The 15,464-nt window shown below is 67.2% G+C and carries 11 protein-coding genes and 1 pseudogene; all 12 read left to right on the top strand.

What is annotated here, in order from left to right:
- Window positions 1-58: 58 nt before the first annotated feature.
- The 12 genes and pseudogenes from EWM63_RS30180 to EWM63_RS30125 all read left to right on the top strand — a co-directional run bounded on the left by EWM63_RS30180 (window position 59) and on the right by EWM63_RS30125 (window position 15,382).
- Window positions 59-850 (top strand): type VI secretion system accessory protein TagJ, encoded by a 792-nt coding sequence (locus EWM63_RS30180; RefSeq protein ID WP_130189817.1) that lies wholly within the window; start codon window positions 59-61, stop codon window positions 848-850.
- Window positions 843-1,301, top strand: a pseudogene (gene tssE / locus EWM63_RS30175) (type VI secretion system baseplate subunit TssE); the annotation flags it as partial. The gene EWM63_RS30180 and the pseudogene tssE, both read left to right, overlap by 8 nt.
- A 40-nt stretch (window positions 1,302-1,341) precedes the next feature.
- Window positions 1,342-3,300 carry a type VI secretion system baseplate subunit TssF gene (gene tssF, locus EWM63_RS30170; protein WP_130189816.1) on the top strand — a complete coding sequence of 653 codons (1,959 nt, stop codon included), beginning with the start codon at window positions 1,342-1,344 and terminating at the stop codon, window positions 3,298-3,300.
- Window positions 3,285-4,343 (top strand): type VI secretion system baseplate subunit TssG, encoded by a 1,059-nt coding sequence (tssG, locus tag EWM63_RS30165; RefSeq protein ID WP_130189815.1) that lies wholly within the window; start codon window positions 3,285-3,287, stop codon window positions 4,341-4,343. Before tssF ends, tssG begins: the two co-directional genes overlap by 16 nt.
- Before the next feature lie 23 nt (window positions 4,344-4,366).
- Entirely contained in the window at window positions 4,367-7,051 is a 2,685-nt protein-coding gene (gene tssH, locus EWM63_RS30160; protein ID WP_130189814.1) for a type VI secretion system ATPase TssH, read from the top strand.
- Between the two features lie 64 nt (window positions 7,052-7,115).
- The gene (locus EWM63_RS30155; protein ID WP_130189813.1) at window positions 7,116-8,594 is read left to right on the top strand and encodes an NAD(P)/FAD-dependent oxidoreductase; all 1,479 of its coding nucleotides are present in this window, start codon (window positions 7,116-7,118) and stop codon (window positions 8,592-8,594) included.
- A gap of 7 nt (window positions 8,595-8,601) precedes the next feature.
- Window positions 8,602-8,991: a DUF4280 domain-containing protein gene (locus EWM63_RS30150; protein WP_130189812.1), complete on the top strand. Its 390-nt coding sequence runs from the start codon at window positions 8,602-8,604 to the stop codon at window positions 8,989-8,991.
- A gap of 50 nt (window positions 8,992-9,041) precedes the next feature.
- A complete protein-coding gene (locus EWM63_RS30145; protein WP_130189811.1) occupies window positions 9,042-9,983 on the top strand; it encodes a hypothetical protein in 942 nt (313 codons plus the stop codon).
- Window positions 9,984-10,021: 38 nt separating this feature from the next.
- On the top strand, window positions 10,022-12,076 hold the full coding sequence (locus EWM63_RS30140; RefSeq protein WP_130189810.1) for a type VI secretion system Vgr family protein: 2,055 nt from the start codon (window positions 10,022-10,024) through the stop codon (window positions 12,074-12,076).
- Window positions 12,077-12,081: 5 nt separating this feature from the next.
- A complete protein-coding gene (locus EWM63_RS30135) occupies window positions 12,082-12,999 on the top strand; it encodes a hypothetical protein (RefSeq protein ID WP_130189809.1) in 918 nt (305 codons plus the stop codon).
- Between the two features lie 40 nt (window positions 13,000-13,039).
- On the top strand, window positions 13,040-13,918 hold the full coding sequence (locus tag EWM63_RS30130; protein ID WP_130189808.1) for a Tll0287-like domain-containing protein: 879 nt from the start codon (window positions 13,040-13,042) through the stop codon (window positions 13,916-13,918).
- Between the two features lie 27 nt (window positions 13,919-13,945).
- Window positions 13,946-15,382 (top strand): serine/threonine-protein kinase, encoded by a 1,437-nt coding sequence (locus tag EWM63_RS30125; RefSeq protein WP_165390995.1) that lies wholly within the window; start codon window positions 13,946-13,948, stop codon window positions 15,380-15,382.
- The last annotated feature ends 82 nt before the right edge of the window (window positions 15,383-15,464 follow it).

Below are 15,464 nucleotides of genomic sequence, written 5' to 3'. Positions count from 1 at the left end.
GCCCGCCGCGCACGGCGGGCCCCATCGACGTACCGACGCATTCAACCGGGAGACCACTATGCTGGCGCAAGAGCTCGTCCGTGAAGGCGACCTGGCGGGAGGGCTCGAGGCCCTGCAACAAGCGATCCGGCAGGATACGGCCAATGTGCAGCTGCGCACGTTCCTGTTCCAGCTGCTGGCGGTCAAGGGAGACTGGCAGCGTGCGCTGACCCAGCTGAACGTGGCCGGCGAGCTCGATGCCGCCACCTTGCCGATGGTGCAGACCTACCGCGAGGCGATCCGCTGCGAGGCGTTTCGCGCGGCCGTGTTCGCGGGTGAACGCGGGCCGCTGATCTTTGGCGAACCGCAAGACTGGGTCGGCTTGCTCGTCGAGGCCCTGCGGCTCGAGCACACATCCCCCGGGCAGGCCGCGGCGCTGCGTGAACAGGCCTTCGAGGCGGCCAGCGGCTCGGCGGGAACTATCGACGGCAAACCCTTCGCGTGGCTGGCCGACGCCGACCAGCGCCTCGGCCCCATCCTCGAAGCCATTATCGACGGCCGCTATTTCTGGATTCCTTTCACGCGCCTGGCGGCCATCGAGATCGAAGCGCCGGCCGACTTGCGCGACACCGTCTGGACGGCGGCCGATTTCGTCTTCAGCAACGGCGCGCGATCCGTTGGCCTGATCCCGACCCGCTATGTGGGCACGGTGGAGGAGGGCGACAATGCGCTGAAGCTCGCCCGCCGTACCGAGTGGCTGGGCGCGCGCGGCCTCGGCCAGCGCATGTTCGTCACCGACGCAGGCGAGCATCCCTTGCTCGACACGCGCAGCATCGTGTTCCTTGGCGGCGAGGAGGCCGGCAATGGCTGAACTGTCGCCCCGCGAACGCCTGCAGCCTTCGCTGCTGGACCGCCTGACCGACCACGAGCCCGAATCGCCCGTCGAATCGCGCGAACGCCGGGTGCTGTCGGCCCGGGTCCTGCGTGATGGTGTGCTGCGCGACCTCGGCTGGCTCCTCAATGCGACGAACCTCATGTCCGTGACGAACGCCCCGGCGCTGCCCCATCTGTCGGATTCCGTGCTGAACTACGGCATGCCCGATCTCTCGGGTGCGTCACTGGCCGGCATGCAGCTGGCCGACCTGGAGCGGGCGATCCGGCAGGCGATCTGGGATTTCGAGCCGCGCCTGAACCGCGCTTCCGTCGCCGTGCGGGCAATCCCCTGCGACAGCATCGCCAGGCTGGTGTTCGAGATCCAGGGCGACCTGTGGGCGCAGCCGTATCCCGAACGCCTGTACCTGCGCACGGAGCTCGATCTCGACGTCTCCCAGGTCAGCGTGACCGACCAGGGCGGGCCGTGCGATGACTTCGCCCCGTTTCCTGCACTATTACAGCCAGGAACTGCAGCACCTGCGCGAGATGGGCGGCGAGTTCGCGGCCCGCTACCCGAAAATCGCCGGCCGGCTCGGGCTGGAGGGATTCGACTGCGCCGACCCGTATGTGGAACGGTTGCTGGAAGGGTTCTCGTTCCTGACGGCGCGCGTGCAGATGAAGATCGATGCGGAATTCCCCCGTTTTACGCAGCACCTGTCCGAACTCGTCTACCCGGATTTCCTCGCGCCTACGCCTTCGATGGCCGTCGTGCAATGCCAGCCTGATCTCGCCAGCCCGGCACTGGCGCCGGGCTTCCGCATTCCAGCCGGCACAACGATGCGCAGCCTGCTGGGCAAGGATGACCTCACGGCCTGCGAGTACCGCACCGCCCATGCGCTCACGCTGTGGCCGATGGAACTGGTGGAGGCGAAGTTCTTCACGCACGGCGGCAGCATCGGCGGCATCGCGAACGTGGAGCATGCGCTGCCGCCCGGGATCAAGGCCGGCCTGCGCCTGCGCCTGCGCACCACCCACGATGCGCCGTTCGACACGCTGGCGCTGGACCGGCTGGCGCTGCACCTGCGCGGCGGCGACGCGCTGCCGGCGCAGATCTACGAGCGCCTGCTTGCCAGCGCGGCCGGGGTGCTGGTGATGCCCGCGCGGCGGCCGGCCACGTGGTACCGCCTGCTGCCACGCAAGGCCCTGCAGCCGGCCGGGTTCACGGCGGCCGAGGCGCTCCTGCCCGGTGCCCAGCGAAGCTTCGAAGGGTACCGGTTGCTGCAGGAATACTTTGCCTTCGCATCCCGCTTCCTGTTCCTCGACATCACCGGGCTGCGCGACGCCGTTTCCTGCTGCGCCGACAGCGAGCTCGATATCGTGATCCTGCTCGACCAGGGCGACGCCCGGCTCGAGCAGATGCTCGACACGGCGCACTTCGCACTGAACTGCACGCCGGTTGTCAACCTGTTCCCGCGGCGGGCCGACCGCATCGACCTGTCCGGCGACCTGTTCGAGCACCACGTGCTCGTCGACCGCACGCGGCCGATGGATTTCGAGGTGCACAGTATCGCCGGTGTCACCGGTTACGGCAGCGGCGCCGATGGCGAACAACGCTTCGAACCGCTGTACGGCGCCGCCGACCTGGGCGGGCCCAGGCGCGCCTATTACCATGTGCGGCGGGAACCGCGGCTGCTGTCCCAGCGGCAGCGCGAGCGCGGTCCGCGCTCGTCCTACGTGGGCAGCGAGACGTTCATTTCCCTGGTCGACGCGGGCGAGGCCCCGTACCGGCACGACCTGCGCCAGCTGGGCGTGAGTGTGTGGTGCACCAATCGCGACCTGCCGCTGTCGATGCCGCTGGGCGTGGGCAGCACCGATTTCATGCTCGAAGGCGGCGCTCCCGTGCAGGCGGTGCGCGTGGTAGCCGGGCCGAGCCGGCCGCTGCCATCGTTCGCCGACGGTGCCATGGCATGGCGGCTGATCAACCAGCTGTCGCTGAACTACCTGTCGCTGGTCGATGCCGAAGACGACCCGCGCGAGGGCGACGCACGAATAACCGGCGCACGGGCAGGCGAAGCAGGCAACGGGCGCGAAGGGGGCCGCGCGGAAGGTGCCGTCGCCCTGCGGGAACTGCTGGCCCTGTATTGCCACAAGGATGATCCGATCGCCCAGCGCCAGGTGGAAGGCGTGCGCTCTGTACACGCCCGGCCCGTGACGCGGCGCATGCCCACGCCGGGGCCTATCACGTTCGGCCGCGGCCTGGAGATCACCGTCACGCTCGACGACGCGGCGTTCGAGGGCGCTGGTGCCTTCCTGCTGGGGGGCGTGCTGAATCATTTCTTTGCACAGTATGCGAGCATCAACACCTTCACCGAGACCGTGGTGCGCACGGTGGGCCGGGGCACGATCATGCGCTGGGCGGCCAGGGAGGGTGCATGCGCGATCCTGTAGTGGTGGAACGCCAGCTGGCCGAACGTGCCGCGCGCATGGATTTCTTCCAGGCCGTGCGGCTGCTGGAGAATGCCTACCCGCACCTGCCCCGCATCGGCACGGCGCTGCGGCCGCGCGACGAAGCCGTGCGCTTCGGGCAGGAGCCGTCGCTGGGCTTCGAACCGGGCGCACTGCGCGCCTACACGCCGGCCGACGCCTCGCGCAAGGCGCGCCTGACGGTCAACTTCGTCGGGCTGCTGGGGGCGAACGGCCCGCTGCCGCTGCACCTCACGGAATACGCGCGGGAACGCAGCCGCAATCATGGCGACGGCACGCTGGTCGCGTTCCTCGACATCTTCCATCACCGCGCGCTGTCGCTGTTCTACCGTGCGCGCGCCTGCGCCGAGCCGGCGATCAGCCTGGACCGGCCGGACAGCGACCGCTTCGGCGACTACGTGGGCTGCCTGTGCGGCATCGGCAGCCCGGCGCTGCAGCAACGGGACGACATCGGCGATTTCGCCAAGCGGCACTTTGCCGGGCTACTGGCGAACGGCAAGCGCCCGGCCGCCGGGCTGGCCACGATCCTGCGCGCCTATTACCGGCTGCCCGTGCGGATCGAACAGTTCGTGGGCCACTGGATGCCGATTCCGGCACACGGGCAGACACGCATCGGCAGGGAACAGGCTGCCGAAGGGTTGGGCCAAGGAGTGGGCCGGGGCGTGGGTAACAGGCTCGGCACGTCGGCCGTGCTGGGAAAAGCCGTCTGGGATTGCCAGCACCGGTTCCGCCTCGTGTTCGGCCCGCTCGACCATGCCGATTACCTTCGCTTGCTGCCCGGCACGCCGGGCATGCGGCGGCTGCAGGCATGGGTGCGCCAATATGCCGGCATCGCGCTGGACTGGGACGTGCGGCTGGTGCTGAAGAAGGAGCAGGTGCCGCCGCTCGCGTTGACGTCGGACGCTTCGCGGGCGCGGCGGCTGGGCTGGACGACGTATCTCGCCAGCGCACCGGCGACGCGCGACGCGGATCGATTGACACTCAGGGGAGCCGCTCGCGCGGCGTGACCGGGACAGGAGAGGAGAAGAAAATGGCCGATATCAGCCGTGTCAAACTGTTTGGCAAGCTCGATGCGCTGTGCTACCGCGCGATCGAAAGCAGCACCACATTCTGCAAGCTGCGCGGCAATCCCTACGTGGAAGTGATCCACTGGGTGCACCAGATACTGCAGCTGCAGGATTCGGACCTGCACCGCATCATTCGTCATTACGAACTCGATGGCGCCGTGCTCGCGCGCGACCTGACGGCGGCGCTGGACCGGCTGCCGCGCGGCGCCACGTCCGTGACGGACCTGTCGTCGCAGGTGGAGGAACTGGTCGAGCGTGGCTGGGTGTACGGCACACTGATGTTCGGCGAGGGAGCGGTTCGCAGCGGCCACCTGGTGATGGCCTGTCTCAAGACCCCGAACCTGCGCAATGCCCTGTTCGCGATCAGCCGCCAGTTCGAGCGCGTGAAGCCGGACGACCTGGTCGAGCGCTTCGCCGCCTTGCTGAAGGAATCGCCGGAGGCGCGCATGGCGGCCAGCGATGGCTTCGTGACTGCCGCGCCGGGCGAGGCCTCGGGTGCCGTGGCGCCCGCCGCGATGGGCAAGCAGGAAGCCCTGAAGAAATACACCGTCGACCTGACCGAGCAGGCCAGGGGCGGCAAGATGGACCCGATCGTGGGGCGCGACGATGAAATCCGCCAGATGGTCGATATCCTCATGCGCCGCCGGCAGAACAACCCGATCATGATCGGCGAGGCGGGGGTCGGCAAGACGGCGGTGGTGGAAGGCTTCGCCCAGCGCATCGCCCGTGGCGACGTGCCGCCGGCGCTGAAGGACGTGCGCCTGCTGGTGCTCGACGTGGGCCTGCTGCAGGCCGGCGCCAGCATGAAGGGCGAATTCGAGCAGCGGCTGCGTTCGGTCATCGACGAAGTGCAGGCCAGCGAAAAGCCGGTCATCCTGTTCATCGACGAGACCCATACGCTGGTGGGCGCCGGCGGTGCCGCCGGCACGGGGGACGCGGCCAACCTGCTCAAGCCCGCGCTGGCGCGTGGCACGCTGCGCACCATCGGCGCCACCACCTTCGCCGAATACAAGAAGCATATCGAGGCCGACCCGGCGCTGACGCGGCGCTTCCAGAGCATCCAGGTGGACGAGCCGGATGAAGCGCGCGCGATCCTCATGATGCGCGGCGTGGCCTCGACGATGGAGCGGCACCACAAGGTACAGATCCTCGACGAAGCGCTGGAAGCGGCCGTGCGCCTGTCGCACCGCTACATCGCCGGGCGCCAGTTGCCCGACAAATCCGTGAGCCTGCTCGACACGGCGAGCGCCCGCGTGGCGGTGAGCCTGCACGCGACGCCGGCCGAGGTGGATGACAGCCGCAAGCGCATCGATGCGCTGAACACGGAGCTGGACATCATCCGCCGCGAGGATGCGATCGGCATCGATACCGTGGCGCGTGCCGAGGCGGCGCTGGCCGCGCTGGGCGAGGAACAGGAACGGCTCGATGCGCTGGAAACGCGCTGGCAGGAAGAGCGCGCGCTGGTCGATGAACTCCTGGCCCTGCGCGCAAGGCTGCGCGACGGCGGCAAGCCCGTGGACGGCACGCCAGCAGGCGGCACGGCCATGGAAGACAATGAGCGCGCCGGACTGAAGGAACAGTTGAAAGGCGTGGGCGCGAAGCTGGCCGCGCTGCAGGGCGAGCAGCCGCTGATCCTGCCCATCGTCGATTACCAGGCCGTTGCCGCCGTGGTGGGCGACTGGACCGGCATCCCGGTCGGCCGCATGGCAAAGAACGAAGTGGAAAACATCCTGAACATCGCAACCGTGCTGTCGCAGCGGGTGGTGGGCCAGGACCATGCCATGGATATGATCGGCCGGCGCATCCAGACCTCGCGCGCGGGGTTGGACAATCCGGGCAAGCCTGTCGGGGTGTTCCTGCTCGCCGGCACTTCCGGCGTAGGCAAGACCGAAACCGCGCTGGCCCTCGCCGAGGCGCTGTACGGTGGGGAGCAGAATCTCATCACGATCAACATGAGCGAATACCAGGAGGCACACACGGTGTCGACGCTGAAGGGGGCGCCGCCGGGCTACGTGGGCTATGGCGAAGGGGGCGTGCTGACCGAGGCCGTGCGGCGCAAGCCCTATTCGGTCGTGCTGCTCGACGAGGTGGAAAAGGCCCACCAGGACGTGCATGAAATCTTTTACCAGGTGTTCGACAAGGGGTTCATGGAAGATGGCGAAGGCCGCTTCATCGACTTCAAGAACACGCTCATCATCCTCACCACCAATGCCGGCACCGACCTGATCGCGGGGCTATGCAAGGACCCGGACCTGATGCCCGATCCGGAGGGCATGGCCAAGGCGCTGCGCCCGGCGCTGCTGAAAGTGTTCCCGCCGGCCCTGCTGGGGCGGCTGGTGACGATTCCCTACTATCCGCTGTCGGACGAGATCCTTGGCAGCATCGTCCGCCTGCAGCTCGAGCGGGTCAGCCGCCGCGTGCAGCAGCGCTACGGCGTGCCGCTCGACTATGACGACGACGTGGTCGCGCTGGTGGTGTCGCGCTGCACGGAGAGCGAATCGGGCGGCAGGATGATCGATGCGATCCTGACCAACACGCTGTTGCCGGAACTGAGCCGCAGGCTGCTCCAGCGCGCCGGCACGCCGGAGGTGGTGCGCCGCATCATGGTGCGCGTAAACGACAAGGCATTCGGCTACGAGGTGGCATGACAAGCCGGGTATAAGGAACCATTCAGGGCACTTGCGGCCTGGCGCCGGGTGCGGGGAGATCATCATGTCGGATTGGGACCAGATCGTCATCGGCCGCGGCACCAGCGCTGCCACATTCGTCCATGCGGCCCTGAAAGGGACGCGCGCGCGGCAATTCGCCAAGACACGCACGCTCGTGATCGGCAAGACCGGCAGCCAGCTGTGGGACAAGGTCGGCGACTACAATCCCTCGCACCGGATGGGCCAGCCGGAACACCTGCTGCGGCCGTCCGGGTTGCCGCCGGATCCTGGACTGCAAGGCGGCCACGACGAGTTCATCCAGACAAAGGACTACAACCAGCTGCTGCACAAGCTGTGGACCAAGTCGCTGAACGATCGCGAGGCGAAAAAACTTCCCACGCTGTGGGAGCTGCAGGCCAATGTCACGGGGGTCTATCCGGTCGGACCCCTGTACCGGGTGGAAACCGACATCGGTGGCAACTACACGGCCGATCAGGTCATCATCGCGTCCGGGGCTGGCCGCAGCCAGACGCTGGCGGCGCTGAAAATCCCATTTGAGGGCCCCTACGACGAAAGCCAGATGGCCGCCACCGGCGAGTATATCGATTCGATCGAGTACATGACGAAGGCCCAGCCGAAAGGCCTCGACGTGGTGGTATACGGTGGCTCGGCATCGTCGTCATGGGCCGTGGCCCATGCATTCGCGATGGCGGCAAAGGGCTTGCTGTGGGGCTGCCGGCGCGGGCTCGACCAGATCAAGACCGAGGGGAACCCCGTCGGGCGCAATGCGGACGTGATCGCCAGGGCCGAACAGGCCGGATTGATCGAGGCCTGCGAGATCGACCGTATCGAGACACTGGACAAACCGCACCCGTTCGGCGGCCGGCTGCGCGTGCATTTCAAGGCGGACAAGCGGCCCCAGGGGGTGGCCTCGGTCGACTGCGACCAGCTCGTGTATTCGGTCGGCGCGAATCCGGTCGACGCCCTGGGGCCGGGCGGCATCCTGAAAGGCAACCTTCAGGACAGGATGGAACCCGTGTGGGACCATAACTACCGCTTCTCGCAGCCTGACGAGCGCAAGGCCATCACGGCGCTGCGCGACAAGGAAGGCGACCTGTGGGTCGTGGGGGCCGCGGTATTCCGTGGCCTGGGCATAGAAGAGATCCGTAAAAAGCTCGAGGAAAACAGGGTGAACGGCTATGCGAAGGTTGGCGAGGTACTGTGCAGCGGCGGCCGCCCGCCGGAGGGGATCGCGATCATCGATGCCACGATCAATGCGCTGACGGGATTTCGCCAGACGGACGTCGCAACGTTCAACTGGAACAAGGCGAACCAGCGCGACATTTTCCAGTTGCTGGCACAGCGCTATGCAATGGACATTCCGTACAGCGCGAGGGAGGCGATCGTCATCGCCGTCGTGAACGCACGCAAAGCCACGCCATTCGGCTTGAAGGACGCGGATATCCTTTCGCTCTTCCAGGGATTCAAGGCGCAGTACGACCTGAAAATCGACCTGGCCAAGCTTCCCGGCCAGGGGGCGTGAGGCCGCCATGCCGAACCAGGTATCCATGGGCGCCATGATGACCTGCACGATGGGCGCCGCCCCGTCGTCGCTGGTGGTCCTGCCCAAGAACAAGGTGCTGTGCGAAGGGCCGCCGGCGGCCAACATCATGGACCACGTGCCGATGGTGAACATCCTGCCGTTCGGCGTGTGCATGTCGCCCGCCAATCCCGTCGTGGCCGCGGCCACGGCGGCGGCGTTGGGCGTGCTGACACCGATGCCCTGCATCCCGGCCACGGCCGCTCCATGGGTGCCCGGCGCGCCCACCGTGCTGCTGGCGAACATGCCCACGCTGGACAACGTGTCGAAATGCATGTGCAACTGGGGCGGCGTGATCCAGTTCACCACTTCCGGGACCGTCAAGACGCAGGTGCCATGAGCTGGAGCAGGTTGGGTGTACAGGGCCCAGCGCGGGCCAGGGAGAATGCCATGCATGTTTGGAAAACGATCACGCCACCGTTCGTCAAGAAAATATTCGATTGCATGAGCGCGACGATCAGGAGCCAGAAGCTCGCCGCTGTCACACTGGAGCCGCATATCGTGACGCTGGACGTGGAAACACAAATGCAGCGCTACCTGAACCCGGAATACGTGCAGGGCGCCGGCGGACTGGTGCAGAGTCATCCCAAAGGGAGCGAGCGCGACGACGTGCGCCTTTCCGGAAACTTCCTCGACAAGGTCAAGTACTGCGGCACCTATTTCGGCATTGCTCCCCAGCAGGGGCTCAAGCAGGCGTCCATGCTGTCCAAGATCGGCAGGTTCGGCGTCGACGCCGAACTGGGCCACTACACGCAAATGGTGGACCCTGCGACGGGCGAGTGCGATCTGCAGCGCGGCGTGCGGGTGCACGGCGACCGCCGGATGGCCAACGGGCGGGTCAATCCGGTACTGGGCGCGGGTGCCAAATACGTGGTCACTTACGAGGTCGTCAAGGCAGCCCGGTTCCTGTACATGGACTTCACGGATCCCGAATTCAGGAACATTGTCGACGAACTGGGACGCGATGCCGACATCGCACACGAACTGCCGTGCTACATGACGCTGTCCGACCTGTGCGAAAGCGACGAGGCGAAGGCCGACCAACTGCTGCACCGGTCAATGGCGGCGGCGTTGTACGAAGTGCGGCACCTGCTGAAGCTCGACGGCGTCATCCTGCGCAGTGCGCGCGGCCGCGCGGACACCAGGACGACGGACAGCGCGATCATCTGCTACTGGAGCGACGATGGCGCCGTGCTCGACTGGATACGGCCGAGGCGGATCGACTTCTTCGACTATGCCGAGGACCTGCCCCGCATGGTGGCGGTGCAAGTGGACGCGCTGACCGATTACCGGAATCTGCGCGAAACCGCCAGGAAGGCCGACAAGCGCTAGCCAGCAACCCGACTCCCCGATCCCTCACCGACATCACCATGCAGCCCACCCAAGCCAATCGCCCCGTCACCGTCGCATCGAGCCTCGGCCCCGACGCGTTGCTGTTCCGCCGCGCCCACTGCAGCGAGGGACTTGGCCGGCTGTTCGAACTGCGTGTGATGCTGGCATCCGCGCGCGCCGATATCGCCACCGCCGACGTGCTGGGAAAGGAACTGGCGATCACGCTCGAGCTGGAGGAAGGCGGCAAGCGGCATTTCCATGGCATCGTCACGCGCTTCGCCTACCTGGGCTGGCGCGACGGCATGCCGGCCTGGGAAGCGGTGGTCCACCCGGCCCTGTGGCTGCTCACCCGATCGTCCGATTGCCGGATCTTCCAGGAAAAGACCACGCTCGACATCGTGAAGGCCGTCTGCGGCGATGGCGCATATGGCGGCCTGGTCAAAATCGACGCGGGCAAGCTCTCGTCAACGCCCGCAAAGCGTGAATTCTGCGTGCAGTACCGCGAATCCGATTTTGAATTCGTCAGCCGGCTGCTGGAGGAGGAAGGCATCTACTACTACTTCCGGCACGACGCCGGCGGCCACACGATGGTGCTGGCCGACAGCTACGGCGCCCATGCCACCGCCGCCGGCTATGCCACGCTGCCGTTCTGGGACGAGCAGGAAGGCCGCCGCTCGCCGGAGAAGTCGGTCACGCGGATGTGGCCCGCGGGCGCCGTGCAATCGGCCGAGTATGCGCTGAACGACTACGATTTCGAGCAGCCGGCGGCAGTGCGCAGTGGCGGCTTGCTGGTGAAGTCGGCCATTGCGGCACCCTTCATCGGTCAGCGCTTCCGCCAGTATGACTACCCCGGCCGCTACAAGGCGGTGGGTGCGGGCGAGGAGCGTGCGCGCGCCCGGATGGAAGCGCTGCACGGGCAGGGTGAACAGGTGGACGGCGCCACGAATGCGCGCGGCATCGGCGCCGGAACGTTGTTCAAGCTGGCCGAGCATCCGCGGGCAGACCAGAACCGCGAATTTCTCGTCACCGCCACGGAAATCGAATTCTCGACCAACGCCTATGCGAGTAACGGCGGCGGCGGCGGCGAGGCCGCATTCGAGTTCGGCTGCGCCTTCAAGGCCGTGGGCAAGGAGCACAGCTACCGTCCGCCCCGTATTGCCCGCAAGCCGTTCATGCACGGTCCGCAGACGGCGATCGTGGTGGGAAAGGCGGGCGAGGAAGTCTGGACCGACAAGCATGGCCGTATCAAGGTGCAGTTCCACTGGGAGCGCGACCGCAAGGACAACGAGACCAGTTCCTGCTGGGTGAGGGTGCAGCAGGGCTGGGCAGGCAAGGGGTGGGGCGCGATGTTCATTCCCCGTATCGGCATGGAAGTCGTCGTCAGTTTCCTCGAGGGTGATCCGGACCAGCCGCTGGTCACCGGCTGCGTCTACAACGCCGACACGATCCCGCCCTATGAACTGCCGGCCAACCAGACCCGCTCGACCATCAAGACCAACAGCTCGAAGGGCGGCGGTGGCTACAACGAGCTGCGCTTCGAGGACAAGAAAGGCGCGGAAGAGCTGTACATCCAGGCGGAAAAGGATTGCAACCGGGTGGTGAAGAACAACGACACGCTCAAGGTGGGGTTTGAAAAGAAGGACAAGGGCGACCAGACCGTCGCCATCTTCAACGACCAGAGCATCGACGTTGGGCACGATCGCAAGCTGCACGTGGTGAACGACGAAACCATCGCCATCGACAACGACCAGAGCATCGATGTCAAGCATGACCGCAAGCGTCACGTGGCGAACGACGAAACCATCGCCATCGACAACAACCTGGCCAGCACGATCAAGGGTGACGAACAGCGCACGGTCAACAAGAACCAGACCGTGAAGGTCGATGCCGACCAGAAGGTCGATGTGGGCAAGACGATCGTCGTCGAGGCGGGCACGTCGATCGAGCTGAAAGTCGGGGGAAGCAGCGTCAAGATCGAACCGGCGAAGATCACGATAAAGTCGGCCCAGATCGCCATCGAGGCGGACGGCATGATGTCGATCAAGGCCGGCGGCATCCTCACCGTCGAAGGTTCGCTGGTGAAGATCAACTAGCACCCATGCGACACGGCGTTCTTTCCGCTTCCCTTGCGAACCTCGCCCTGGCCGCGCTGCTCGGCGCATCCGGCGCCGGCACGGCTGCGCAGCCGGCGCCGGCGGCGGTCGTGTCGATGGCCGACGGGCCGTTGCGCCTCATCCGCGGCGCAACGGTGTACCGGGCGCCTGCCGGCAGCGCCGTGCGGCAGGACGATATCCTGGAAACGGCCGGTGCCGGCGCGCAGGTCGAGGCGGGACGGGCAATCATGGCGCTGGGGCCGGACACGCGCCTGCTGCTGGCGCGACTGCCCGGCAACGGCGGCATCGACGTCGCGCTGTTGCGGGGCTGGGTGAAGGTGGCCGCGCCCGGTGGCGCGCGCATCGTCGCGCCCACGCTGCAGGTCACGTTGCCCGCCGGAGTGGCCATCGTGCACCACCACGGCGACAACGCCGCCGTGTTTGCCGAGGAAGGCGCGCTGCAGGCGACGCGCCCCGGCGGCAAGGGCAAGCCTGCCACGCCTGTCAAGCTGGCAAGCGAGCAGTTCGGCACGTTCGTGGCGGACAAGCCGGTGGTGGGCCGGCCGGCAGCCGGTTTCCTCGCGGCGCTGCCGCCGGCGTTTCGTGATGCGCTGGTGCCGGCACCGGCCGCGGCGAAGGGCGGCAAGGTGGCGCCCGTGAAGGAGCGCGAGGCAGCCTTCGCGGATGTGGCCGAATGGCTGCGGGCGCCGGCGCCGCTGCGCAAGGGGTTCGTGGCGCGATTCCGGCCGCGCCTGGCCGACCCGGCATTCCGCGGCGCCCTCGAAGCGGAATTCGGCGCCAGCACCGGGTGGCGGCCGGTATTGCAGCAAGATTTGCAGCCAGGGTCGCAGCCAGGGTCGCAGCCAGGGTCGCAGCCGCACAGGCGCCCGGCCGCGCCGCGGCCAGCGGCCGAACTGTTTTGATGAACCGTCGTGCATGCATGCAAATGACCGAAAGACATCGATGAGACTTTCCATCGCCGCCAAGTTCAATCTCGTGTTCGTGTCGATCTTCGCGGTCGGTTTCATCGCCGCCGGCGTCGTGGCCGACCGGCTGCTGCAGCGCAGTGCGCGGCAGGAAACGCTGCAGAATGCCCGCCTGTTGCTGGAGGCGGCGATGAGCGTGCGCGGGTACACGGCCGGGCAGATCGCGCCGCTGCTGCGCAACCAGATGAAGTTCCAGTTCCACCCGCAATCGGTGCCTTCGTATTCGGCGGTGGAAACGATGAACGTGATCCTGAAATCGTATCCCGATTTCACGTACAAGGAAGCAACGCTGAACCCGACGAACTTGCGCGACAAGGCCGCCGACTGGGAAGTGGACATCGTGCAGGCGCTGCGCCGCCGGGCCGAGCTGAAGGAATTCATCGGCGAGCGCGATACGCCGACCGGGCGCAGCCTGTACATTGCGCGCCCGCTGCAGATCAAGGATCCGGCCTGCCTGTCCTGCCATACGACCGCCGCCATGGCGCCGAAGACGATGGTCGACATCTACGGACCGAACAACGGCTTCGGCTGGAAGCTGAACGAGGTGATCGGGGCGCAGGTGGTGTCTGTGCCGATGACCGTGCCGCTGCGGCGCGCCGATACCATCTTCCGCACGTTCATGCTGTCGCTGGCCGGCGTCTTTCTCGCCGTGTTCGTGGCCCTGAACGTGATGGTGCACCTGTTCGTCACGCGCCGCATCCGGCGCCTGGCCACGGTGGCGGACCAGGTCAGCATGGGTAATTTCGAGGCCGATGAAGTGGCGGTGCGGGGCAACGACGAACTGAGCACGCTGGCCCGCTCGTTCAACCGCATGCGCACCAGCCTGGCCAGTGCGATGAAGATGCTGGACGAGTAAGGTCGGATGAGCGGAAACAGGGGAACCATGGCGGAGACGATCGGCAGATACCGCATCGAAGGGGTGCTGGGCACGGGGGCGATGGGCGTCGTGTACCGGGCGTTCGACACCCGCATCGCGCGCACCGTGGCGCTGAAGACGATACGCCGCGAATGCCTCGACGGCGCGCAGGCCGGCGAGCTGGTGGCGCGTTTTCGCAACGAGGCCCAGGCGTCGGGCCGCCTGCTGCACCCGAACGTCGTCACGGTCTACGATTTCGGCGAGGAAGGCGATACCGCCTACATCGCCATGGAATACGTGGAGGGCACGCCGCTGACCGCGTTCCTGGCGCGCGACGTGCCGATGGCGCTGAACGCCGCCATGGCCTGCATGGCGCAGCTGCTGCGGGGGCTGGGCTATGCCCATGGGCGCGGCGTGGTGCACCGCGACATCAAGCCCGCCAACATCCTCGTGGCCAGCGATGCCCAGGTCAAGATCACCGATTTCGGCATCGCCCGGCTGGAGGCATCGACGCTGACCCAAGTGGGCGCGGTGGTGGGCACGCCTTCCTACATGGCGCCTGAACAGCTGCACGGCAGGCCGGTGGATGGAAGGGCCGATATCTTCTCGGCCGGCGTGGTGCTGTACCAGATGCTGACGGGTACACGGCCCTTTGCCGGCACCGCGTCGGAAGTGATCTGCCAGGTGCTGCATGACGAGCCGGCGCCGCCCAGTACCCGCTGCGCCGGCCTGCACCCGGCCTTCGATGCGGTCGTGCGGCGGGCGCTGGCCAAGGACGCCGCGGAGCGCTTTCCCACGGCGCAGGCCTTCGCCGATGCGCTGGCCGACGCGCACCTGCAGCACAACGGCGGCCGGCCGCTGACGGACGAGGACAACGAGCGCACGGTGCTCGCCTTGCAGCGCCCGCCGGCCGGGATCGAGCCACCGCGCCCGCTGTCGCAGCCCGGGCAGACGGCGACCGGCGCACCATCCTGGCTGGCGGCCATGGCGCCGGCGCTGCAGACAGCGCTGTCCAGCGAGGTCGGGCCGATGGCCAAGGTGCTGCTGAAGGGCGCCGGCAGGGAAGCGGCCGATATCGACGACCTGGTGGCGCGGCTGCTGCCCCATATCGACACCGAGCAGGGGCGCACGCGGTTCCGCGACAGCGTGCGCGACATCCGCGGCCGGCACGGGCCGGCATCGACGTCGACGGCGACGGCCACGGGAAAGGGCGGGTCGGGCCTGCTGGCTTCGGGCACGCACGCGGCGCCCGGCCCGGGCACGCTCGCGGCGCAGCTGTCGCCTGAATTCCTGGAAGCGACGCAGCGGCGCCTGGCCACCTTCATCGGGCCGATCGCCAGGGTGCTCGTCAAGCGCGCATCGAAGGTGGCCGTCGACCGCGCCGAATTCCATCGCCTGCTGGCCGACCATGTGCCCGACAGCACGGAGCGTGCACGCTACCTGAAAGAAGTGGGGGAGGCATGATTATCACTGCGATGCGGCGCTATAATCGTTTGCACCAACCCCGCTTTTCCAGGCGGCGCGCTGGCCCCGTTGTTCGCGTTGA

The sequence above is a fragment of the Pseudoduganella lutea genome, from assembly GCF_004209755.1.
In the GTDB taxonomy this organism is placed as follows: Bacteria; Pseudomonadota; Gammaproteobacteria; order Burkholderiales; family Burkholderiaceae_D; genus Rugamonas; species Rugamonas lutea.
The sequence above is the reverse complement of the archived record's forward strand: the minus strand, read 5'-3'. Positions and strand labels throughout refer to the sequence as shown.

Coding starts and splice junctions, on each gene's coding strand:
- EWM63_RS30180 (WP_130189817.1), top strand. CDS start 59: ATGCTGGCGCAAGAGCTCGTCCGTGAAGGCGACCTGGCGGGAGGGCTC.
- tssF (WP_130189816.1), top strand. CDS start 1,342: ATGACTTCGCCCCGTTTCCTGCACTATTACAGCCAGGAACTGCAGCAC.
- tssG (WP_130189815.1), top strand. CDS start 3,285: ATGCGCGATCCTGTAGTGGTGGAACGCCAGCTGGCCGAACGTGCCGCG.
- tssH (WP_130189814.1), top strand. CDS start 4,367: ATGGCCGATATCAGCCGTGTCAAACTGTTTGGCAAGCTCGATGCGCTG.
- EWM63_RS30155 (WP_130189813.1), top strand. CDS start 7,116: ATGTCGGATTGGGACCAGATCGTCATCGGCCGCGGCACCAGCGCTGCC.
- EWM63_RS30150 (WP_130189812.1), top strand. CDS start 8,602: ATGCCGAACCAGGTATCCATGGGCGCCATGATGACCTGCACGATGGGC.
- EWM63_RS30145 (WP_130189811.1), top strand. CDS start 9,042: ATGCATGTTTGGAAAACGATCACGCCACCGTTCGTCAAGAAAATATTC.
- EWM63_RS30140 (WP_130189810.1), top strand. CDS start 10,022: ATGCAGCCCACCCAAGCCAATCGCCCCGTCACCGTCGCATCGAGCCTC.
- EWM63_RS30135 (WP_130189809.1), top strand. CDS start 12,082: ATGCGACACGGCGTTCTTTCCGCTTCCCTTGCGAACCTCGCCCTGGCC.
- EWM63_RS30130 (WP_130189808.1), top strand. CDS start 13,040: ATGAGACTTTCCATCGCCGCCAAGTTCAATCTCGTGTTCGTGTCGATC.
- EWM63_RS30125 (WP_165390995.1), top strand. CDS start 13,946: ATGGCGGAGACGATCGGCAGATACCGCATCGAAGGGGTGCTGGGCACG.